22 protein-coding genes and 2 pseudogenes are annotated in these 22,149 nt (G+C 70.5%); 19 read left to right on the top strand and 5 right to left on the bottom strand.

Translation table 11 applies throughout. The annotated features are described in order from the left end of the window. Window positions 1–17 precede the first annotated feature (17 nt). From AB0761_RS38310 to AB0761_RS38280, 7 genes and pseudogenes are all read left to right on the top strand, one after another. Window positions 18–482, top strand: a complete 465-nt coding sequence (locus AB0761_RS38310) for a DUF6228 family protein (RefSeq protein WP_377266777.1) — start codon at window positions 18–20, stop codon at window positions 480–482. After that, window positions 475–915, top strand: a complete 441-nt coding sequence (locus AB0761_RS38305) for a hypothetical protein (protein ID WP_377266778.1) — start codon at window positions 475–477, stop codon at window positions 913–915. Before AB0761_RS38310 ends, AB0761_RS38305 begins: the two co-directional genes overlap by 8 nt. 65 nt (window positions 916–980) lie before the next feature. After that, window positions 981–1,370 carry a hypothetical protein gene (locus AB0761_RS38300; protein ID WP_377266779.1) on the top strand — a complete coding sequence of 130 codons (390 nt, stop codon included), beginning with the start codon at window positions 981–983 and terminating at the stop codon, window positions 1,368–1,370. Then, window positions 1,367–1,774, top strand: coding sequence for a hypothetical protein (locus AB0761_RS38295; protein WP_377266780.1), 408 nt, complete (start codon window positions 1,367–1,369; stop codon window positions 1,772–1,774). The genes AB0761_RS38300 and AB0761_RS38295 overlap by 4 nt, the downstream gene beginning before the upstream one ends. Window positions 1,775–2,721: 947 nt before the next feature. Continuing rightward, window positions 2,722–3,198, top strand: a complete 477-nt coding sequence (locus AB0761_RS38290; protein ID WP_377266781.1) for a transglycosylase SLT domain-containing protein — start codon at window positions 2,722–2,724, stop codon at window positions 3,196–3,198. A 677-nt stretch (window positions 3,199–3,875) separates the two neighbouring features. Then, a pseudogene (locus AB0761_RS38285) lies at window positions 3,876–5,282 on the top strand (IS1380 family transposase). 69 nt (window positions 5,283–5,351) lie between these two features. Further along, entirely contained in the window at window positions 5,352–5,702 is a 351-nt protein-coding gene (locus AB0761_RS38280) for a hypothetical protein (RefSeq protein ID WP_377273882.1), read from the top strand. A 65-nt stretch (window positions 5,703–5,767) separates the two neighbouring features. Here the strand turns inward: AB0761_RS38280 and AB0761_RS38275 are convergent, their stop codons facing one another. Together AB0761_RS38275 and AB0761_RS38270 are read right to left on the bottom strand one after the other, a co-directional pair. After that, the gene (locus tag AB0761_RS38275) at window positions 5,768–7,066 is read right to left on the bottom strand and encodes an MFS transporter (protein WP_377273881.1); all 1,299 of its coding nucleotides are present in this window, start codon (window positions 7,064–7,066) and stop codon (window positions 5,768–5,770) included. A gap of 215 nt (window positions 7,067–7,281) precedes the next feature. Next, entirely contained in the window at window positions 7,282–7,425 is a 144-nt protein-coding gene (locus tag AB0761_RS38270; RefSeq protein WP_377273880.1) for a hypothetical protein, read from the bottom strand. Between the two features lie 98 nt (window positions 7,426–7,523). Between AB0761_RS38270 and AB0761_RS38265 the strand changes: the two genes are divergently transcribed. Then, the gene (locus tag AB0761_RS38265; RefSeq protein WP_377273879.1) at window positions 7,524–7,805 is read left to right on the top strand and encodes a hypothetical protein; all 282 of its coding nucleotides are present in this window, start codon (window positions 7,524–7,526) and stop codon (window positions 7,803–7,805) included. 74 nt (window positions 7,806–7,879) lie between these two features. Here AB0761_RS38265 and AB0761_RS38260 read toward each other — a convergent pair whose 3' ends face one another. After that, window positions 7,880–8,566, bottom strand: a complete 687-nt coding sequence (locus tag AB0761_RS38260) for a ribonuclease H (RefSeq protein WP_377273878.1) — start codon at window positions 8,564–8,566, stop codon at window positions 7,880–7,882. Between the two features lie 336 nt (window positions 8,567–8,902). Here AB0761_RS38260 and AB0761_RS38255 point away from each other — a divergent pair, with 336 nt between their 5' ends. The 11 genes and pseudogenes from AB0761_RS38255 to AB0761_RS38205 all read left to right on the top strand — a co-directional run bounded on the left by AB0761_RS38255 (window position 8,903) and on the right by AB0761_RS38205 (window position 20,486). Next, the gene (locus AB0761_RS38255; RefSeq protein ID WP_377273877.1) at window positions 8,903–9,346 is read left to right on the top strand and encodes a hypothetical protein; all 444 of its coding nucleotides are present in this window, start codon (window positions 8,903–8,905) and stop codon (window positions 9,344–9,346) included. 754 nt (window positions 9,347–10,100) lie between these two features. Then, window positions 10,101–10,709, top strand: a complete 609-nt coding sequence (locus AB0761_RS38250) for a helix-turn-helix domain-containing protein (RefSeq protein ID WP_377273876.1) — start codon at window positions 10,101–10,103, stop codon at window positions 10,707–10,709. A gap of 103 nt (window positions 10,710–10,812) precedes the next feature. Beyond that, complete coding sequence (locus tag AB0761_RS38245) at window positions 10,813–12,114, top strand: MFS transporter (RefSeq protein ID WP_377273875.1); 1,302 nt, start codon at window positions 10,813–10,815, stop codon at window positions 12,112–12,114. Between the two features lie 11 nt (window positions 12,115–12,125). Next, window positions 12,126–13,481, top strand: a complete 1,356-nt coding sequence (locus AB0761_RS38240; RefSeq protein ID WP_377273874.1) for an FAD-dependent oxidoreductase — start codon at window positions 12,126–12,128, stop codon at window positions 13,479–13,481. After that, window positions 13,478–14,668, top strand: coding sequence for a CaiB/BaiF CoA transferase family protein (locus tag AB0761_RS38235; RefSeq protein ID WP_377273873.1), 1,191 nt, complete (start codon window positions 13,478–13,480; stop codon window positions 14,666–14,668). Before AB0761_RS38240 ends, AB0761_RS38235 begins: the two co-directional genes overlap by 4 nt. Continuing rightward, the gene (locus AB0761_RS38230) at window positions 14,665–15,450 is read left to right on the top strand and encodes an enoyl-CoA hydratase-related protein (protein ID WP_377273872.1); all 786 of its coding nucleotides are present in this window, start codon (window positions 14,665–14,667) and stop codon (window positions 15,448–15,450) included. The genes AB0761_RS38235 and AB0761_RS38230 overlap by 4 nt, the downstream gene beginning before the upstream one ends. Window positions 15,451–15,463: 13 nt before the next feature. Then, window positions 15,464–16,357: a dihydrodipicolinate synthase family protein gene (locus tag AB0761_RS38225; protein WP_377273871.1), complete on the top strand. Its 894-nt coding sequence runs from the start codon at window positions 15,464–15,466 to the stop codon at window positions 16,355–16,357. Next, complete coding sequence (locus tag AB0761_RS38220) at window positions 16,357–17,130, top strand: SDR family oxidoreductase (RefSeq protein ID WP_377273870.1); 774 nt, start codon at window positions 16,357–16,359, stop codon at window positions 17,128–17,130. The genes AB0761_RS38225 and AB0761_RS38220 overlap by 1 nt, the downstream gene beginning before the upstream one ends. Window positions 17,131–17,158: 28 nt before the next feature. Then, window positions 17,159–18,595, top strand: coding sequence for an aldehyde dehydrogenase family protein (locus tag AB0761_RS38215; protein WP_377273869.1), 1,437 nt, complete (start codon window positions 17,159–17,161; stop codon window positions 18,593–18,595). Between the two features lie 249 nt (window positions 18,596–18,844). Next, window positions 18,845–19,588, top strand: a pseudogene (locus AB0761_RS38210) (heterodisulfide reductase-related iron-sulfur binding cluster); the annotation flags it as partial. A gap of 454 nt (window positions 19,589–20,042) precedes the next feature. Further along, window positions 20,043–20,486: a zinc-binding dehydrogenase gene (locus AB0761_RS38205; RefSeq protein ID WP_377273868.1), complete on the top strand. Its 444-nt coding sequence runs from the start codon at window positions 20,043–20,045 to the stop codon at window positions 20,484–20,486. 349 nt (window positions 20,487–20,835) lie between these two features. Here AB0761_RS38205 and AB0761_RS38200 read toward each other — a convergent pair whose 3' ends face one another. Together AB0761_RS38200 and AB0761_RS38195 are read right to left on the bottom strand one after the other, a co-directional pair. Then, window positions 20,836–21,228 carry an avidin/streptavidin family protein gene (locus AB0761_RS38200; RefSeq protein ID WP_377274535.1) on the bottom strand — a complete coding sequence of 131 codons (393 nt, stop codon included), beginning with the start codon at window positions 21,226–21,228 and terminating at the stop codon, window positions 20,836–20,838. A 22-nt stretch (window positions 21,229–21,250) separates the two neighbouring features. Then, entirely contained in the window at window positions 21,251–22,138 is an 888-nt protein-coding gene (locus AB0761_RS38195; RefSeq protein WP_377273867.1) for a universal stress protein, read from the bottom strand. Between the last annotated feature and the right edge of the window lie 11 nt (window positions 22,139–22,149).

Below are 22,149 nucleotides of genomic sequence, written 5' to 3'. Positions count from 1 at the left end.
GACCTAGTGTTTCGCAGATGAGCACCCACGCCGCCACCCTCGATCAGTCAGACGGAGTGATCGTCCGCAGCCTGGAGAACAGGGCTGTGCGCGTCAGGCTCTTCGACCGTTCCCGCGAGGATCCGGACTGCGTGCTCTACGCGATCGAGGTTCACGCGCCCGGTCTGAGCGCCCGTGTCGATGGGGTGACGGCCTGGAACTGGGACGCGGACCTGGCCCCCTTTCTGGAGGGACTCGCCCGGGACTTCCGAGGGTGGGACGGAGAACGTCTCTGGCAGACCAACGATCGCGACCTGACCGTCAGCGCGGTCGTCCGATCGGGCGGTCACGTCGGACTGACCTGGACCCTCCGACCATGGCGGGCATCCGTTGACAGCTGGTCTGCTTCCGTCACCACCTGGCTGGAGGCCGGCGAGCAGATGTCCGCCTTGGCAGCGGACGTCCGGCACTTCCTCCACCAGGAGAACAAGGCTTATGGATGACCAGATGAATGCCCAACGACTGTATGCCTGGGGACGGTCCCGGTTCGAAAGTCAGGCCACTCCGGTCGCCTGGGCTGGCGACGTCCTTCGCGCTGCGAGCCGGGACATCGGCGCCTTCCCGGAAGTCGACGACGCTCTGCTGCTAGCCGAGACTGAAGAGCGGTGGCCCCGGGCTCGCGAGGTGTTCGACAGACTGCGACGACGAAGTCTGGATCGGCGTTCGCCACTGGAGGAAGACCAAGCGCTTCTGTTCACTCTCGCTGAGCTGGTCGCCAAGGTGGCGCACAACGCCGCAGGTGTGCGGCCTCCGTTCGATCACGACTCGGGATGGCGCATCGGGCCCGTCGCCTTTCGACTCCTCGCAGCCACGAGCCATCCCCAGCTTCGGGCCGAACTCGCAACGGCTCTCGGCGGACTGCCAGAAGACAGCTGACATGGCGTCGCGACACGGCAGAACCTGTTGAGTTTCGGCGCTGCCTGGCACAGGTTCGCCGGAACATGTGCGCTTTGCTGAAGGACTCGTTGGAGGCGATGGCGACGCTGTTCCTTTCCTCGCGTTCGGTCAATCCCTGGACGCAGTTCAAGGCCGAGGCGGCCGCATGGTACGAGACACGGCCCGGCGCGACGATCATGCCGATCGCCGCGGACCCGAGCATCGACGCGGAGACCCCGCGGACCTGGATACCGGCGGCCGGCAAGGCCACGCCCCGACCCCTGCCCCGACCGCGCCGCCCTCGTGGGAGGCGCAGAACGAGACCCTGCGCCTCAAGGGTTCGCGAGCTGGAGAAGGAACGCGACACCCTGCGCCGCACGGTTCGCGAGCTGGAGGAGGAACGCGACACCCTGCGCCGGGCGGCCGAGTATTGCGCGGGCCGGACACGCCGGTGAGCAGCATCCCGTTCGTCGCCGACCACCAGCGCCGCTACGGCGTGAAGCGGCTGGGCCAAGTCCTTGAAATGCCCCGCTCCAGCTACTGCCACGGGCGTCGCAGCGAGCCTGTCCGGGCGGCCCGGCGGGCCGCCGACGCGAGGCCGACCGCCGGGATCCGGGCCGTCCACCAGCCCTCGGGGTGCACCTACGGCGTTGCGAGGATCACCGCCGGGCTCCGCGACCGCGGACCGCGCCGGTCGAGGGTCTCGCGGCTGAGGAAGGACGCGGCGCCGGGGCCCATCCGCTGCGCCTCGCCCAGGGCGCTGCAGAAGCTGACGCGGTGGCTCCGGGAACAGCGCGGGACGGCACCCTGCCGGGCGCTCGGCGGGGGGTCGTGGGTCGTCTCCCGCGACGTGGTGTAGGGGATCAAGCGCTAGGCGTTCCGGTAGGAGGCCCACGGCGACCTCCATAGACGCGCCTGCCCACGAAGCCTGCTGGTGAGATGCGTTGAGTCCCCGAACGGACGGAGTCACCGTCCCTGGCCTGCGGATTCCGACGCCTTGATCCCTTACACCACCTGGCGGGACGCCATCGGGCCGTGGGGCAGTGCGGCAACCAGGGGGTGCGGTGGATCCTCGTTCGGCCGGGCAGGTGGCCGGGGGCGCTGTCCTGGCGCGTGCGCGGGGGGGCCGATGCCGCCGGACAGGTGCGGGTGCGGACCGTGGTCGGGAGTCGCTGGGCTGTGGCGGCGGCCGCGCGGGAGCGGGCCTGGGGTGGTGCCGTGGGTGAGATCGGGTGCGGGGACGGCACGCCATCGCGCTGGTGGACGGCGTACGCGCGGGCGGGGGCGCCGCCGCGGCGTCCGACCGCGGGCACGGGTGGTCCGGGTCACAGGCGGCGGAGCTGCGGCGGAGGCCCGCGAGTGAAGCGCCTCACACGGGCCCAGGGGTGTACGACCCACGGCAGTAGGCATAACCCGGAGCGGCGAACCACAACCCACCCGAAGAATCCCCACACATGGATGTTTACCGGCACAATCCAGACAAACCATGCTAAAGGTGCAGGTCATCGCGCTTCACGCCGATCCGCCGCGGCCTGCCCGGCCCCGCGATGCCGGCGTTCTGGAGGGGCTCCGGCCGCGGCCACCGGCCCCCGCAACCGGGGGCCGGTCTACGGGTTCGCATCGTAGGTGGGGTGTTTGCCGGGGGCGGCCGACTCGTCCACGGTGGGACGAGTCCGAACGGCGCACCGGATCGCATCCCGCGGTCTGTGAGCGTCCCGCCCGGCACCAACCGACACCGGGTGCCACGGGCACCGGGGCCACCACCGCCCCGGACCGCCCAGCCAACCGATCGAGGTCCCCAGCTTGATGCGCTTCGCCCTTCCCCGCCGCCTGCACACCACCGCCGCCGTCCTGGCCACCACCGCGGGCCTGGCCTCGGTGGCCGCCATCGCCGCCCCGGCCGCCTCCGCAGCCACCGCACAGCAGACGACCCGGACGAGCGCGCACCACCAGCAGGCCGACGCGCGCACCTTCGCCGCCACCACCGGCACCTCCGCCGCCGCCGCCAAGGCCCTGGCCAAGTCGATGGTCCCCGCCTCCCAGTGGGCCTCCTTCAACCAGATCGTCAGCCACGAGTCCAGCTGGAACATGCACGCCACCAACGCCGCCTCCGGCGCCTACGGCCTGTGCCAGGCCCTGCCGGGCTCCAAGATGGCCTCCGCCGGCTCCGACTGGCGCACCAACCCCGCCACCCAGATCAAGTGGGCCATGACCTACATGAACGACCGCTACGGCAGCCCCAACGCCGCCTGGAACTTCTGGCAGACCCACCACTGGTACTGAGCCACCCCAGGCACACCAGCACCACCACCGAACGCCCCCGGCACCCCCCGGGGGCGTTCGGCCGTCCCCAACCACCCCAAAGCCGCCACGGCCCGGATGGCAGCCGAGGCAGACCAACGCCACCCCCGCGCCCCGACGCCCGGACCGCACCGGCACGCCCTCGCCCGAAAGGCCGGGCAGTCAACCGACCCAGCCGAGACGGAGGTGGATCACCACGATGACAACCGCTGCGCCCGTAACCTCCTCCACCACCCAGTGGTGTACCCGACACGCATCCAGCACAGGCCCACCAAGCCCCACACTGCCGCGACCACAGGCCAAACCCGCGAGGAACCCGCACCCAATGAGCACCGTGACCCCCGACAGAGGCAAGGCCGGAAACCAGGACACACCACGAGGAACCACCCCGCAGGCACAGGAAGCAGCACTGCCACACAAGCCAGCGCACCTCCCACCCCAAGGCCCACGACCGCCGCTCGACACCGTGCACACACCAGCCCCCACACCATCAAAGCCACAACCCCTACCCACAAACGCAGACTCCCCCAGTCCCTAACCTGCGCGTTTCATCTAGGGTCGCGTCCAGATCATGATCGGAAAAGCGAAAGTGCCTTCTGAGCTGGGACGATGAGGCTTGTCTAGGGTCTCGATCGTTCCAGCGGGAAGGCACTTTCTGCGTGCACACTACCCGGTCACGCCCCAAGTTTGTCGTCAGCGCCGACGGGCACGGGGTGGTCAGCCATGCCGGCTCGCGTCTACTCGCGGATCTGGCCGACGCCACCACGCTGACCAACGCCTTCTCCGACGCTCTGCGCCACCTGCGGCCTCGTGGGACCGGGCACGATCCCGGCCGCGTCGCGGTGGACCTGGCGGTGATGCTCGCTGACGGCGGCGATGCGATCGCCGACCTGGCCGTGCTGCGCGACCAGCCGGAGGTGTTCGGCCCTGTCGCCTCCACTCCGACCGCCTGGCGGGTGCGGGCCGGCATCGACACCGCTGCTCTGAACGCCGTGCGGGCAGCGCGGGCCAGAGCTCGCGATGTCGTCTGACTGCAAGCAGACGAGACCGGACGCGCCATACCCGCCTCGCAGGCCGGCGGTCGTGAACTGCCCGGCCTGGTCCTGGACATCGACGCAACCCTGGTCACCTGCCACTCCGAGAAGGAACAGGCCGCCGCGACCTACAAACGCGGCTTCGGCTACCACCCGATGCTCTGCTTCCTGGACAACACCGGCGAGGCCCTGGCCGGGATCCTGCGACCGGGCAATGCCGGAGCGAACACCGCAGCCGACCACATCACCCTCCTGGACCAGGCCCCCGCGCAGATCCCCGACACCCACCGCCACGGCACCCCCATCCTCATCCGCGCCGACAGCGCGGGCAGCGCCAAAGCCTTCCTCGCCCACCTACGCGCCCTGAGGCAGCGCGGGATCCAGACCACCTTCTCGGTCGGACACGCCGTCACCGACCAGGTCCGCAAGGCCATCCGCGCGCTGCCCGGCCAGGTCTGGCACCCCGCGCTGGAACAGGACGGCACCCTGCGTGGCGGCGCCGAGGTCGCCGAACTGACCGGCCTGGTCGACCTCACCGGATACCCGGACGGCACCCGCATCATCGTCCGCCGCGAGCGTCCCCACCCAGGCGCCCAGCTCTCCCTGTTCGACCAGGACGAAGGCATGCGCCACCAGGTCTTCCTCACGGACACCCCCGTCGCAGGCGGCGGCTCACTCCAGTACCTGGAGGTCCGCCACCGGGCCCACGCCAGGGTCGAGGACCACATCCGCTGCGGCAAAACCACCGGCTTCGGCCGCTTCCCCTCGCGCCACTTCACGATCAACCAGGTCTGGCTGGAGCTGTCCCTGACCGCGATCGACCTGCTGGCCTGGGCGCGGACCCTGCTGCTGGACGGCGAGTTGGCCACCGCCGAACCCAAGAAGCTCCGCTACCGACTCCTGCACGCTGCAGCCCGGATCACGCGCGGAGCCCGTCCCCTACGGCTGCGGATCGCCGCCATCTGGCCCTGGCGCCACGAACTGGCCGCCGCGTTCAGCCGCCTCGCCGCGCTGCCCCGACCGGCCACGTGACAGACGAACCCAGATGCGAGTAGGGCAGCAGGCCGATGCCGTGCATGGGACACCCGGATCCGCGGCTGTGTGGCCCGCCTCCGAGCGCTGGCCGGCACCGACCCCGACGCTCCCGACCTGGCCCAGCTGGTCGGTGAGCTCCTGTTGAAGAGCGCCGACTTCGCCCGCTTGTGGGAGCGGTACGACGTCCGCCCCCATCGCCCCGGCACCAAGCACTTCCACCGCCCCCAGGTCGGCGACATCACCCTCGGATTCCAGTCCATGCAGCTGGATGACACCCCCGGCCACCGCCTCGTCGTCTACTACACCGACGCCGCAACCCCCGAGCACGACGCCATGGTCCTTCTCGACATGCTCAGCACCCAACAGACCCCGGACTCCGCCGACCAAAACACCGGCTCGGACTCGCTGAAGCCGTAGCGTCAGGGCGCTCTCCGACCGCGATGGAGCCGTACACATGCAGGCATCGGCGGTGTCGCACACCATCAAGCCGTGGCAACGGAGGTGGGCGCAGCTTGCGGAACATCGCGCATGTGGCGCAGCGGGGAGCAGAACACAAACCAGCCGGCCGCCCAGGAACCGGTGAACGCCAGCCAGAGCGTGGGCCGCACGCCGATCAGTGTGCCGAGTACCCCGCCGAGGACTCCGCCGAGCGGCAGCGTGCCCCACACGACCCAGCGGACGGCCGCGTTCATCCGGCCCATCATCTCCGGCGGTGTCACCGACTGCCGATAGCTGAGCTGGGCGATGTTGTAGACCATGGCCGCGAAGTACGCGATGCCCCAGCCCAGCGGGAAGAGCAGCACTCCCCGGCCCTGCCAGGCGGCCGCCGCGATGACCTGCGGCGCGCTGAAGACCAGCATGGACACCCAGATGATGCGCGCCGAGCCGATCTTCTTGGCGAGCCGGGCGGCGAACGCTCCCCCGGCGATCCCGCCGATCGCCGCGCCCGCCATGATCAGCCCGGTCAGCGCGGGACGCACGTGCAGCACCCGGATGAGGAAGACCATCGCCAGCGCCGAACTCATGCCGGAAAACAGGTTCGCGGTGCCCGTGCACGCCACGACCCTGCGCAGAATGCTGTGCCCGAACACAAACGTCAGCCCCTCGCCGATCCGGCGCCGCAGCGTCTCGTCCGCCGGCCGCGCCGGTGGTGGGTCCTCCCGGGTCCTGATCCCGAGGATCGACAGGACCGAGACCGCATAGGAGACCGCGTCGGCCGTCATCGCCCCCGCGGCGCCGAACAACCCGACCAGCCCGCCTCCCAGGCTCGGTCCCCCGAGCTGCGCGAACGCCTGGGTGGTCCCGAGCTTGCTGTTGGCGCTGATCAGGTGAGTGGCGCGGACAAGTGACGGTACATAACTCTGGTACGAGACGTCGAAGAACACCGAGCACACACCGGCCGCCACCGCGACCACATACAGCTGCGCCATCGTCAGCGCTCCGAACGCCGCCGCCACCGGGACCGAGCCGATGATCACCAGACGAAGAAGGTTGCAGACGATCAGAAGGGAACGCTTGGCGTGACCGTCCACCATCGCACCCGCCGGCAACGCGATGACCGCGAACGCCAGCGTGGTGGCCGCGGTCAGCAAGCCGACCTGGAGGGTGCTCGCGTTCAGCGCGACCACTGCGAGCAGCGGCAGAGCGACCTCGGTGACCGCCGACCCCGTCTCACTGACCGTCTGCCCACTCCAGAGCAGCAGGAAATCCCGCTGATGCCACAGGCGCGGACCATCGGCCCGGGACCCGGCATCCGGCAGATCCTTAGCTACTTCCGTCACAGCCCCAACTCCGCTCTCGGCCCCCGGCCCGGACAACCCAGCTGATCACCAACACGCCGACACCGTGCCCTCGGTTCTCGTCGGCATCTCCCCGCGTCCCGGTCGAGAACCTACCGACACCCGCTCTCCCTTCAGGCCCTGGCTCGGATTCTGTGACCGGTGGCTGCCCGTCACCCGCCCTCCGCCCTGCCGCTCGGGACGGTCTGGGCGTACGATCACCGGGCCGCATCCTGGGCATCGTGGCTGCTGTTCCCGATCGCCGAGCAGTTCGGCAACTGGGTGCTGGTCTGCACCGACAGCAGCGTGTCCGCCGACCAGTCGCTGAGTTCGTTGTGGCGGTTGAACAGCGACGGCCTCATCGTCCAGTCCCCTTATTCCCGCTCCAACCCACCGGTCTCGCCGGCGCCGGTCACTACGGCGCAGTCGTTCGCTGTCGGCGTTCAGCACGGTCTTCGGCGTGACCGGCCTGGTCATCGGTGTCGTCGCCGTCTCCGAGGAAGGCGGCGGTTGGCCCGCCGACCGCGTACTGGCCCTCATCGCTGCGACCATCGGCCCCTGGGCCAACATCGTCTCCCCACTCGGCACCGACCTGGTCAAGAAGTACCTCCCCAACGACATCACGCCGTTCATCCCGCCGGCCTGCGACGTGATCAGCTACTGGGGCGGCGGCAGGCTGAGCCTCTTCAGCAACCTCAACCTCTGGCCCGGCGAGGCCCGCGCCGCCGTCGCCGAACTCTGATCGCTTCTGCGGTCCCGGGCTGGACATGGCCGTATGCGCCTGCGCGCCGCACGGACCTGACGGCGCTCCCGGAGTCAGGCGTGAGCCTCCGCGCACTGCGAATGCCCCCAGCTGCTGCCGACCCTGGTGATCATGTCGCCCTTGGCGTAGGGCCTGGCGCACGGGCATGTGCCGACGTAACGCGTGGGCAGGGTCCGCGAACCATCCGGGGAACTCCGCCTGCCGCGGGAGGACGAGGCGGCGCGTCCACCGCGCGGTGAAGGGCTCGGGGATGGTTCGGGCACGGGGAGGTCGGCGGCGGTCCCACCGGCGCTCTCCTGGGTGCGGGCGGCGTCGCTGGCGGCCTTGTCCGCGATGGCGTTCAACGGATCGCCGTCCACCTGGTGGGCGGGGACGTACACGAAGGTGACATCCCGCCCCTCCAGGAGCGCATCGATGTGCTGGATCAGCTCGCGATTGGCAACCGGCTTGCCGGCGGCGGTCTTCCAGCCGTTGCGCTTCCACCCGGCCAGCCACTTCGTCGCCGCGTCACGGGTGTACGTGCTGTCGAGGCGCACCTCCAGCGGCACGGCGGGATCCGTCGCGAGCAGCAGCTGCTCCAGCGCCGTCAGCTCGCCGATGTTGTTGGTGCTGTGCCCGAGTGAACCGGCCTGCCAACGCTGCGGGACCCCGGCACTGTCGGCGACCACGTAGGCCCAGGCCGCCGGGCCCGGGTTGCCTTTGGCTGGTCCGTCACACGCTGCAATGACTCGTTCGACCATGCCCCGATCATGCCAGGGGCGCGCTCACCGTCAGAACCGTCGACGCCGACATCCCACGGCGCCAAATCCTCCTGTCATGTGAACGACCCGGTCAGAGCACGGCCGTGGAGAGGTCCCGTGGTGCGGGAGAGTCCAGCCGGGACCGGCTCGGCGGGACCTGCCGTGAGTATCGACACGCAGCCTGACCGGATCGGATGATTCATCGGTACCCGCAGAGCCGTCGAGGTGCACGAGATCGGCGGACAACACCACGACTTGCCCCATACGCTCGCCGTCGACCGGATCCGACGTACCCGTGGTCCGCGCGCGGTCAGCGCCCCTTTCGGGAGGTAGGCCATGAGACGAAACCTCGTCATCGCACCCACGGTTGTTGCGGCCGCGCTGGTCACGCTTGCCGCATGCAGCCGCACCGGCGGTACCGGCGTCGCCAACGTCGTCGACAACTATCTCTACGATCTCGGCAACCGCAACTACTCGGCGGCCTGCAAACAGCTCATCGACCAGTTGCGGCAGCAGTTGGGTGACTGCCCGGCCACGCTCAAGCGGCACCACGACAACCTTCCCGTCAATGAGTACGGGGAACTTCGCGACGCCCACGTCCGCAGGGTCACCTACAACACGAAGGACAACGCCAAGGCCACGGTGTACCCGCAGGACATCAAGATCGGTACCGGTAGCAAGGCGAAGCGCTCGATCGCGGCCTACCACGCCACCGACGGCCAAGACCTTGAACTGACCAAGGTTGGCAAGGCGTGGCGCATCTCCGGCGGTGGTGTCTGACGGTGCCCGTGCAAGGCGCCGGGACTGCGCCTTGAGCCGTCGTGCTGCCGCGTCTGGCCTGTGTCGCTGCGGCCGGCATCCCGGGGGTCCTGCGCCCGCTGCCGATGAACGGAACACGCACCGCCGACGAGTCCAGGGGCCGCGTGAGACGCGCCGACGTCAAGTCCCCCTGGCACTCGGGACCGAATCGTGACCCATCCGGCCGTTGACCTGCTCGGATGAGTTCTCCGCATGGGCAGTGCCAAAGCCCTTCGGATCAGCGGGGGATGAGGAGCAGAGGGGGATGAGGAGCAGAGGGGGTCCGGCACACTGCCGCCTGCCGATGTTCAAGGGCCGGGCTGAGGGCCGCGCCACGCCGGACGGCGTGGGGGGCGGTCCGGCGTGCGCCCACGCGAACCCGACGTGCCCGGGGAGAGCTGCTGCGCCACCCCGGGCGCTCCGGCGCTGGGCGTACCGCGTGACGTTCCGTCCGGCGCAAGCTCTGTGCAGGCATGGTGCGGCGCATCGCACCCGCGAGGTGGCGGCCCGTCCCGGACGGAGCGGGCAGAGCACCGCGTCCGCCGTCACCGACGCAGCGGGCCTGCCCTTCGGCGGCCACGGAGTCGCCGCCACGGCGCCGAGGGCGCCATGGCGCCTCCTCCTGACGGGCACCCAGCACCCCGCGTCAAGGAAATGAAAATCTGGGGGTTGTTTTCATCATGCTGAAGGTCTTCAATATGTCGCAGGACACACACCCCAGGGACAGGTGGAGACCGTGAGCGACCGCGATGCCTCGATGCCGGACGACCGACCGGACCTCGATGTGCTGGTAGCCACGGTGGGCCTGCAGATCAAGGCCCTGCGCAAGCAGGCCGACCTGACCCTTGACGAACTCAGCCGCCGCTCCGGCGTCAGCATCGGTTTGATCAGCCAGGTCGAGCGAGGGAAGGGCAACCCCTCCTTCACCAGTCTGGTGCAGATCGCCCACGGTCTCGACATCCCGATCGGACGGCTGCTGCACGTCGCCGAGCAGATCAGCCCGGTGGTCCGCGCCGACGAACGCCGCATCCTGGACTTCCACGGCTCCGACTCGGCGGACGGCGACCGCTACGAACTACTCACCCCCACACTCACCGGCGCTCTCGAGGTCCTCTGGGTGGTCACCCAGCCGGGCCACGACACCAGCGCTACCCCCTTTCGCCACAACGGCGAGGAGTTCGGCATCGTGCTCTCCGGGGTGAAGGACGTCTTTCTCGACGGCGTCCGCCACCGGCTCGAAGCAGGCGACTCCATCACCTACTCCTCCAGCATCCCCCACTGGTACGCCAACCCCGGCGACGAGCCCGCCACCTCGATCTGGGTGATCACTCCGCCCAGCTGGTAGGCATCGGCCCCGCGCCGTCCCACCCCCAACGCCCCGGCCCGCAGCCCGGGCGCCGGTACCGCACGGCTTCATTCCGTGCCCCTCCCCCATGAGGTGCCCGACCATGGCATCACTCATCGGCAGAACCCCTGTCGCCACCGGAACCCCCCTCTCCCACCGCCGCACCCTGCTGGCCCTCGGCGGCGGCAACGCCATCGAGTGGTACGACTGGATGGTCTACGGCCTGCTGGCCTCCTACATCGGCCCGCTCTACTTCCCGTCCGGCAGCTCCGTCTCCGAGACCATGTCCGCGCTGGCCGTCTTCGCGGTCGGCTTCGCCGCCCGGCCGCTCGGCGCAATCATCTTCGGCACCCTGGCCGACCGCATCGGCCGACGTTCCGTCATGCTCTTCTCCATCGGCTCCATGGTGCTGAGCAGCCTGGTCATCGCCCTGCTGCCCAGCCATGCGAGCATCGGTGTCTGGGCCGGCGTCATCCTGTTGACCAGCCGCATCCTCCAAGGACTCTCCACCGGCATCGAGGCCCCGCTCAACTCCGCTTACATCGTGGAGCTGGCACCCGAGGGCAAAACCGCCCGGTTCGGCAGCACCATCAGCATCTATGTGCAAGCCGGCATCGTCGGCGCCTCGCTGGTCTGCTTCCTCACCACCTCGCTGGTCGCCCCCGATGCCATGGCTGCCTGGGGCTGGCGCCTCCCCTTCGTGGTCGGCGCCGTCGGCGGCCTGGTCTTCCTCTGGCTGCGCCGCGCCCTGCCGGAGACCCTGCACACCGAGGACGGGCGGCAGGCCGAGCCGGCCCGGGTGGGTCAGGTCTGGGCCGAGGTCTGGCAGCACCGGCTGGCGCTGCTGGCGATCGTCTTCGTGGTGGCCGGCGCCCAGGCGCTCAACTACACCTGGGCCACCGGACTGCCCAACCTGGCCCGCTCCGCACACCACGAGGACCCGGACACCGTCTTCCTGGTCTCCACCCTCGCCGGGATCTGCGTCGCCCTGCTCTACCCGCTGGTCGGCCGGCTCGCCGACCGCAACCGGATCTCCCGGACCTTCATCGTCTCCCGGCTCGCCGTGGTACCGCTGATCTTCATCGTGCTGGTCTACCAGCGGCCCGGTATGGCGATGTTCACCGTGGTGATGCTGGTCGGCGCGCCGGTGCTGGCCTTCACCATGGGCCTCTACAACACCGTCGCCGCCACCCTGATGCCGACCAGTTGCCGGGTCACCGGTGTCGGCCTCGGCTATGCGATCGGCGTGGCCGGCTTCGGCGGCACCGCCCCGTACCTCCTGCTGTGGCTCCAGGACCTCGGCGCCGCCTGGGCGTTCCCCGTCTACGGCGCGGTCCTCTGCCTGCTCAGCGTTCTGCTCTATGTGCTCGTCCTCCGTCGCGGCGCCGTCCGTGCCGGAAGCTGAAAGGAAGCCAGATGCCCCAGACCGTCTCTCTCGACGCCGTTGAGGCACCCGTGGTCCAGCGTTCCGACGTGGTCGTCGTCGGCGGCGGACCGGCCGGAGTCAGCGCGGCCGTGGCCGCCGCCCGCACCGGGGCCAGCGTGACCCTGCTGGAGCGCTACTCGGCCCTCGGCGGCCTGGCCTCCGGCGGCATGGTCCTGGTCCTCGACGACATGATCAACGGAAACGAGATCACCGTCAGCGGCATCGTCGACGAGTATGTCGAGCGGATGGCCAAGCTCGGCCTCGCCGTCTACCCGCCGGCCGAGGACCGCCGCTCCTCACCGGAGATGTGGGCCAAGTGGGGGCGCTGGGGCGCCTTCGACTTCCACTCCCACACCAGCCCCAAGCCGATCTGCTACGCCGTCGCCTTCGACCCCGACGGCTGGAAGCGGGTCTCCAACGACCTGGTCCGGGAGAACGGGGTCAACCTGCGGCTGCACAGCTGGTTCTCCCGGCCGGTGGTCCAGGACGGCGCAGTGAAGGGCGTGGTCTGCGAGACCAAGTCCGGGCCGCAGGCGGTGATGGGCGACGTGGTGATCGACACCACCGGCGACATCGACGTGGCCTCCCGGGCCGGCGCCTCCTACGCCCAGGACAACTACCTGGTCACGCTGGTCTTCCGGCTCGGCGGGGTGGACACCGCGGCCGCCGAGCGCTTCGAGCAGGAGAACCCGCGCGAGGCCCGGGCCATCAACCGCAAAATCAAGCGGATGCTGGGCGGCGCCTGGGAGCTGTGGTGGCTCAAGACGCCCGTCCCCGGTGTGGTCTGGTGCAACTGCCCGCACATGACCGGCTTCGACGGCACCGACCCGGTCTCGCTCACCGAGGCCGAGTTCGAGGCCCGGGCCCGGATCGGTGCCGTTCTCGACCACATCAAGTCCGACCTCCCCGGCTTCGCGAACGCCTACCTCCTCGACGTCGCCGAGCAGATGGGTGTGCGGCAGACCCGGCTGCTGCAGGGCGAGTACGTGGTCACCAAGGACGACGTCACCTCCCGCCGCCACTTCGCCGACAGTGTCTCCCGCGGCCGCGACTACTACACCCCGTACCGCGCCCTGCTGCCGCGCGGCGTCGACCAGCTGCTGGTCGCCGGCCGGCACTACTCGGCCACTCCCGAGGCGCAGCGGATCTCCCGTGAGATCCCGCCCTGCATGGCCATGGGCCAGGCGGCCGGCATCGCCGCCGCCACCGCGGTGGAGCAGGGCGCGCTGGTCCGGGACGTGGACCCGGCCCTCATCCAGCGCCGGATGCGCGAGCAGGGCGCCGACCCCGGTGACATCCCCGCCGAGAACGCCACCGTCGACCAGTCCGAGGAGGCCGTGGCATGACCGCCGCCGTGCAGCCGCTCAGCGGCATCACCGTCATCGACTTCACCCAGGTTTTCATGGGCCCGTCCTGCACCCAGCTGCTCGGCGACTACGGCGCCGACGTGATCAAGGTGGAGCGGCCCGGCACCGGTGACATCTCCCGGACCTCGATCCCGGACCCGGCCGGCCTCGACAACCCCATCTTCCTGTCGATCAACCGCAACAAGCGGAGCATCGCCATCGACACCCGCACCGCGGAGGGCCGGCAGGCCGTCCAGGAGCTGGTGCGCTCCGCCGATGTGGTGGTGAGCAACTTCCGGGCCGGCGTGATGGAACGGCTCGGCCTCGGCTACGAGGCGCTGCGTGCCTTCAATCCGAGGATCATCTGGGCCTCCGGCACCGGCTTCGGCACCGAGGGCCCGTACGCCCACAAGGGCGGGCAGGACGCCATCGCCCAGGCGTACAGCGGAGTGATGTGGCGCCGGGTCTCCGAGGACGACCCGGTCACCCTCTACCCGACCACGCTCTGCGACTACACCACCGGCATGCACCTGCTCCAGGGGATCCTGCTGGCCTTGCTGCACCGCGACCGCACCGGCGAGGGGCAGAAGGTCGAGGTGTCGATGTACGACTCGATGCTCCACATGCAGATGCAGGAGGCCTGCCAGCAGCTCAACCGCGGCACCGAGATCAACTGGGCCGCGATGCCGCTCACCGGGGTGTTCCGCACCACCGACGGCGCGCTGATCATCGTCGGCGGTTTCAAGGCGAACCCGCTGCACCACATCAGCCGCGCCCTCGAGCTCGACGAGGACCTCGGCGAGCGCCCCGAGTTCGCCACCCTCGACCTGCAGTTCGCGCATCGGCCCGAGCTGCAGCGGATCTTCGCCGAGGCGGTGGCCGGCAACACCACCGACCACTGGGTCAAGCGGCTGGAGGACGAGGACATCCTCTGCGCCCCGGTGCGCAGCCTGGAGCAGACCCTCGACGACGAGCAGACCGCGGTCAACAGGATGATCGTCGAGATGGACCACCCGGTCGCCGGCCGGATCCGCGCCCTCAACGCGCCGCTCCACCTCTCCGCCGCCCCCGCCGAGGTTCGCCGGGTCCCGCCGCGGCTCGGCGAGCACGGCGCCGAGGTCCTCGGCGAACTCGGCTACACCACCGAGCAGATCGCGCTGCTCCGCGACAAGGGGGTGCTGCGATGACCGACGAGGTCCGCTACATACGGGACGGGCACATCGCCCGGGTCACCATCGACCGCCCCGCCGTGCTCAACGCGGTGGACGTCAAGACCAACACCCGGCTGGGCGAGATCTGGGCCGAGATCGAAGCCGACCCCAAGGTCCGGGTGGTCGTGGTCACCGGAGCCGGGGAACGCTCCTTCTGCGTGGGAGCCGACATGTCCGCCGGCGCGGTGGAGAAGACCGGCCTGGAGTACTGGACCGGCCTCGACCCCAACGGCTTCGGCGGGCTCTCCCTGCGCACCACCCTGGACGTCCCGGTGATCGCCCGGGTCAACGGCTACGCGCTCGGCGGCGGAATGGAGATGGTCCTCGGCTGCGACATCGTCGTCGCCGCAGAGCACGCCCAGTTCGGCCTCACCGAGCCCCGGGTCGGGCGGATCCCGCTGGACGGCGGGGTCTTCCAGCTGGTCCGCCGGCTGCCGCACACCCAGGCCATGGGGCTGCTGCTCACCGGCCGCCGCGCCGCCGCGGCCGAGCTGCACCGGATGGGCCTGGTCAACGAGGTCGTCCCTGCCGAGCAGCTGGACGGGGCCGTCGACCGCTGGGTCGCCGACATCCTCGCCTGCGCCCCCACCTCGCTGCGCGCCATCAAGCAGATGGTCCAGCGCGGGGACGGACTGTCGGCGCAGGACGCCCACAAGCTGCGCACCCCCGCGCTGATGGCGGCTCTGGACAGCGGCGATTCAAAGGAAGGCGTACTCGCCTTCCAGCAGAAGCGGCCGCCGGTCTGGCCCGGACGATGAGGGGAGCCCACTGATGCCCGAGAAGCTCGCACCCGGGGTGTGGGGTGTGGTCGCCACGCCGTTCCTCGGCTCTGCCCTGGAGGTGGACGAGCCCAGCCTGGCCCGGCTGGTCGAGCACTACGAGCGGATCGGCACCACCGGTCTGACCGTGCTCGGCGTCTTCGGCGAGGCCACCCGGCTCTCCGCCCAGGAGCGCCGCACCGTACTGGAGGTGGTCGTCGACACCGTCGACCTGCCGCTGGTCGTCGGGGTCACCGGACTGGCCACCGCGCCGGTGCTGGAGGAGGCCCGGCTGGTCCGCGAGGTGGTCGGGGACCGCCTCGCCGGACTGATGGTGCAGGTCAACTCGCCCGACCCGCTGGTGGTCGCCGCCCACCTGGGTGCGGTCCACGAGGCCACCGGCGCCGGGATCGTGGTCCAGGACTACCCGGAGACCAGCCGGGTCGCCATCCGCACCGCCGACCTGGTCCGCGCCGTCCACGCGGTCCCCTCCACGGTCGCGGTGAAAGCCGAGGCGCCGCCCACCCCGGCGGCCGTCGCCAGGCTCACCGCCGCCCTGGACGTCCCGGTCTTCGGCGGCCTGGGCGGGCTGGGCCTGCTCGACGAACTGGCTGCAGGCGCCGCCGGGGCGATGACCGGTCTCTCCTGCCCCGAGGGCCTGATCGCCTGCGTCGAGGCCTGGCACAGCGGCGGGTACGACGCGGCCAGGGAGGCCTATCTGCCGTACCTGCCGCTGGTCAACTTCGAGGCGCAGGCCGGGATCGGGCTGGCGCTGCGCAAGGAGGCGATCCGGCGGCGCGGTCTGATCATGGAGTCCGGCGTCCGGCCGCCGGCCGCGCAGCTGCCCGAGGCCCTGGTCCCGCAGCTGGAGCGGCACCTGGCCGCGCTCCCCAAGGAGGTGTCCTGATGGACCTCGGCATTCGCGGACGGGTCGCCGTGGTCGCGGCCTCCACCGGGGGGCTGGGCCGGGCGGTGGCCGAGGCGCTGGCCGCAGAGGGTGCCTCGGTCGTGGTGGCCGGGCGGCGCGGCGACCTCGCCCAGGAGATCGCCGCGGGGCTGCCGGACGCGGTCGGCGTCCCGGTCGACCTCACCACCCCGGACGGCCCGCAGCAGCTGGTCGAGGCGGCCCGGGAGGCGTACGGCGATCCCGGCATCCTGGTCCTCAACGGACCCGGCCCGCAGCCCGGCACCGCCGCCGGGCTGGACACCGGTGACCTCGCCGGCGCGCTGGACTCCCTGCTGCTGGCCCAGCAGCGGCTGGTGGCGCTGACCCTGCCGGCGATGCGCCGGCGCGGCTGGGGCCGGATCCTGGCCATCGGCTCCAGCGGGGTCGCCGAGCCGCTGCCGGGGCTGGTCCTGTCCAACGCCGGACGGGCGGCCCTCGCCGCGTATCTGAAGACCCTCGCCGCCGAGGTGGCGGCCGACGGAGTCACCGTCAACCTGCTGCTGCCCGGCCGGATCGCCACTGCCCGGGTGGCGGCACTGGACGCCGCGCGGGCCGAACGCGAGCAGCGCCCCGTCGCCGACGTCGCGGCCGCCTCACAGGCGGCGATCCCCGCCGGACGGTACGGCACCCCGGCCGAGTTCGGCGCGACCGCCGCCTTCCTCTGCAGCGACCCCGCCTCCTATGTCACCGGGACCGCGCTGCGCTGCGACGGCGGCTTGGTCCGCAGCCTGTGAACCCCCGACTTCGCAAGGAACGGCACCCATGAGCACTGTGCACATCCCCAACCTGATCGGCGGCGAGGAGGTCGCCGGTGACGGCCTCGAACGGTACAACCCCGCCGACCCGGCCGAACTGGTCGCTGTGGCCCCGGCTTCCGGAACCGAGGCCGTCGGCGCCGCCGTGACGGCCGCCGCCGCGGCCCAGCCCGCATGGGCTGCGCTGCCCGCCCCGGCGCGGGGCGCGATCCTGCTGGACGCCGCCGAGATCCTGCGCGGCCGCCACGAGGAGGCCGCCCGCGACCTGGTCCGCGAGGAGGGCAAGACGCTGCCCGAAGCACGCGGCGAGGTCCGGCGGGCCATCGACGTGCTGCGCTTCTTCGGCTCCGAGGGCTGGCGGCTGGGCGGGCAGGTACTGCCCAGCTCGCTGCCGGACACCATGGTCCACACCCGGCGGGAGCCGCTCGGCGTCGCAGGGCTGATCACCCCGTGGAACTTCCCCATCGCCATCCCCGCCTGGAAGATGGCGCCCGCGCTGATCAGCGGCAACACGGTGGTGCTCAAGCCCGCGGAACTGACCCCGCTCTCCACCCGCCACCTCACCCAGGCCCTGGTCCGTGCCGGGCTGCCCGCCGGCGTGCTCAACGTGGTGCACGGCACGGGCGCGGTCGTCGGCGAGGCGCTCGTATGCGACCCCCGGGTGGCAGCAGTCTCCTTCACCGGTTCCACCACGGTCGGCATGCGCATCGAGCGCACGGTGCAGGAGCGCCGCGGCCGGGTGCAGGTGGAGATGGGAGGCAAGAACGCCTTGGTGGTGCTCGACGATGCCGATGTCGAGCAGGCCGCACGGATCGCGGTGGCCGGCGGCTTCGGTCTCACCGGACAGGCCTGCACCGCCTCCTCCCGGGTGATCTGCACCCCGGGCGTCCACGACGACTTCGTCGCCGCGCTCATCAAGGAGGCGGCCCGCTTCCGGCCGGGCGACGGCCTGGCCGACGGCACCCTGATGGGCCCCGTGGTGAGCAAGCAACAGCTGGCCACGGTGACGGCCGCGATCGAGCGTGCGCGGTCCGAGGGCGCGACGTTTGCAGCGGGGGGTGAGGCCCCCGAGGAGCTGATGCTCGCCCCGACCGTGCTCACCGGCCTGGACCGGGGCAGTGCGGCGGCCCGCGAGGAGATCTTCGGCCCGGTGGTGACGGTGCTCCAGGCGGCGGACCTGGAGGAGGCGATCGATCTGGTCAATGACTCCCGCTACGGCCTGGCGGCCGGACTCTGCACCCGCAACCTGGCCGCCGCGCAGCGCTTCGCCGCGGGCGTCCGGGTCGGCGTGGTCAAGGTCAACCGTCCGACCACCGGCCTGGACCTCAACGTGCCGTTCGGCGGGGTCGGCGACTCCTCCAGCAACACGTTCCGCGAGCAGGGCGCGGTCGCCGTGGACTTCTACACCTGGTCGAAGTCGGTCTACCTCGGCTGGAACGGCTGACAGGCCAGTGAAGCCCTGCGCTCGGGCCCTGCCACCGAGGTGGGTGGCAGGGCCCGGGCGCAGGTATGGCCGGGTACGGGGCCGGTCGCCGTCGCCCTCCTTCCGGTTTCCCAGAAACGCCGGGTGTCGGCGGAGACGGCATACGCCGCCACGTCCGGATGGCCTGACGGGCATCCGGCCGGGGCCGCTCACGTCGGGCCCGGCGCCACCGTCGTGGTGACCCTGGTGACGACAGGCCTCAAGGACAACGCGGTCGCTGTCTACTACGTCGCCTGCGTCAACCGGATCTTTGCCTCCGACCAGCAAGGCGACCTGTCCCTGCCCGAGGCGATCGTGACCGTGTCGGACAGGGCGGGCAAGCCAGTATGGATCCCCCAGGACATGAGCGGTTCGTGCTGCGCGACGATCTGGCACTCCAAGGGCTACGACGACGGCAACACCACCATGGCCAACCGCATCGTGGAACGGGCATGGGAGTGGACCGACCACGGCCGCCTTCCCCTGATCGTCGACGCGTCCTCGTGCACCCTGGGTATCGCCCACGAGGTGATCCCGTACCTGACTGAGGAAAACCTGCGCAAGCACAAGGAACTCAACGTCATCGACTCCCTGGTGTGGGCGACCACGCAGCTGCTCCCTCTCCTGGAGATCACCCACAAGGTCGACAGAGCTGTCATCCACCCGACCTGCTCCATGCGCCATCTCGACGACGTCGAGCACCTGCAGGCCATCGCGGCCGCCTGCGCCGACGAGGTCGACACCCCCGTGTATGCCGAGTGCTGCGGATTCGCCGGCGACCGCGGCATGCTCCACAAGGAGCTCACCGAATCCGCCGCCAAGCATGAGGCCGAAGAAGTCACGTCCCGCCACTACTACGCGCATTTGTCTGCGAACCGCACTTGTGAGATCGACATGGAGCACATCACTGGCCGCCCCTACTACTCGGCACTCATCGCGCTGGAGCAAGCCACCCGCCCGATCGCCATCGCCTGACTTCCCATCAACCACTGGCGCTTGCTCGGGCGAACTCGTGAGGCCCTCGCGGCCGCCCACCGTCTCGACGCTAACCGAGACCCTGCGCCGCGCACCGCACTACCTGGCCAGCCTGGTCGACTCCAACCGCGACCACCTGCGTGAACGTCGAGCAGCCGACCCTACTGTCCGCGTAAAGCAGCTGTTCCGGGAGATCGAGGGACAGGGCTACGCCGGCAACCTCAATCTCCTCTACCACTATGTCGCCCATAGCCGCGCCGAAAGCGACCGGCCCATCACCACCCCGGAACGCCTAGCCCGCCCGGGGCAATGTCTCGCCCGCCCGGTAAGGCCCTTCTCTGCGGCAATGCGCCGGCGAACGTTGGACGATCGGGGCTGGGCCGCAGCGGCGGCATGTCCGACACGTCTCGGAAGGTGAGGAAGCGGCGCAACGGAACCAGGTACAGGCTGGCTAGTGGAGGTTGACGCCTCGCCCACCGACGAGGAACTCGTGCGCTCACTGGGAGCGGACATCGTGGTCCCCCGGGGTCCCGGCGTCGCCCGCCGCATTCTCCATGCCCTGCCGGGCGGCGTGGACGCACTGGTGGACGCCGCTGCCATCGGATCCGCAGCATCGGCCCCGGCCGTCCGCGACGGCGGCACCATCGTCGCCCTCCTCGACGAGGGCCCCCACGCCCTCAGCCCCACCGAACTGCGGCGCCGCTCCCTGCGCACACTCATGGCCTTCGTCCCGGACTACCTGGGCGACCGCAGCCGCCTGGACCGTCTGCGCGCCCACACCGAAGCAGGCCGACTCACCTTGCGCGTCGCCCGCACCTTCCCCGCCGAACACGCCCCCCAGGCCCACCGGCTGTTGGAAGCCGGCGGCACCCGCGGCCGCCTCGTCCTTCAGTTCTGAACTCCCCCTCCGCAGAACCCCCCTCCGCAGAACTCCCCCTCCGCAGAACCCCCCTCCGCAGAACCCCCTCCGCAGAACCCCGCCACCACGAGAAACCCCATCCCCATGTCCGAGAAAACCCCGCACCCCCATCCGCGCCGCTGGGCCGCCCTCCCCGGTGTCGATCTCGGTCATGTCGCCGACCCAGAGCAGGTTCCGGGCGACGGCGTCGAAGTGTCGGCCGATCAGGTCACGGGCGGCCTTGCGCTTGCCCTCGGTCGGACCACCCCCTCGGGACCATGGCACGACGTCCCGGACAGGGCTTTTCCATCTCGGGGGTAACCTGACATGATCCAGCCGAACCCGGTTCTCAGCGATCGCCGCTCGAAGCCGCACCGGTCCCGGTCAGTCGGTAGCGCCGCAACGGCGTGGCGGCGCGACTGCACGGTCTCTGCCCGGATTCTTCCACTTCGAGCTTGTGTCCGTCCCGGGTGAACACGTCCCGCCCGACCATCGTCGACTTCCAGGAATCGGCAACCGCTCCCGACATGCAGAACAGCCAGGTGGCACAGATGCGTTCTGTGCCGCGGTCGTCTCGGCCGCTCCAGATGGTCACCGAATGGGAGTTGCCGTGCATGTCGCGCCACGGCACTGCACGGCCAAGAGCCGTACCCTGCTGCGGGTCCGCCAGCGGGTCGTAGCGCCCGAGCAACTCATAGCAGCCCTCCACGTGGTCGGCCGAGGAAAAACACCAGCCGCTGATGTTTCCTAGACAACAGGCGCGCTCACCCCGCGGGTCTGGGGACGACCACTACGGGGCAGTCCGCATGGTGCAGGACCGCGTGCGTCACCCGGCCGATCCTGAGCCCCACACGGCTGTGGGGACGGCGCGCACCGACAACGAGCAGTCCGGCGCGGGCGGCGGCGTGGACAAGTGTTCCGGCCGGAGACGAGCCCTCCACGAACTCGTCGGTGACCGGTAGGCCGGGAAACTCCCGCCGCACCCTGTCGACAAGCCCGGCGAACGCCTTTGCTTCGGCCTCCCTGGTCGCAGCCATCTCGTCGAACATGGGGATCGAGGCCCCGGCCTGATCGAAAAGGCGCCACACGCGGACGATCCGGAGTCCCGCCCGGTGGCACCGGGCGATACCCGCCGCGAAGCGCACGGCCGGAATGTCCTGCTCGTCGCGCAGTCCGGCCACGACCTCGCCGGCGGGAGCGCTGTCCTCTCGGCTGCCACGTACGACGACTACCGGGCAGGACGCGCGAGCGGCGACGCTCAGACTCACCGATCCCAGCAGCAGCCCTGCGAAGCCTCCTCTTCCCCGGGAACCGACGACGGCGAGATCGTTCGGCTCCGACGCCTCAAGCACTGCCTCGTATCCCGGCCCTTGGGACAGCGCGGTGGTGACCGGCAGGTCGGGGAGATACTCGCCGACCTCCTCTGCCGCATCCACCAGCACGACGCGTGCGGCCTCGGTGATCAGACGTACGGCCTCACCGACGATGTAGTCGGCGTAGGTGACATCGGCGCCGTGCACGATGTGCAGTACGCGGTCCTGCCGTGCGGCCTCGTGTGCCGCCCAACGCAGCGCGCGGCCTCCTCCAGGTGAACTGTCGACGCCCACAACCACTCGGCCGGGGACGGGACTGCCGGGCTCGGATGTGTTCATCTGGTCTCCTG

It is taken from the genome of Peterkaempfera podocarpi (assembly GCF_042466665.1).
GTDB lineage: Bacteria > Actinomycetota > Actinomycetes > Streptomycetales > Streptomycetaceae > Peterkaempfera > Peterkaempfera podocarpi.
Note: the sequence above shows the minus strand (reverse complement) of the source record. Positions and strands in the feature narration are given on the sequence as shown.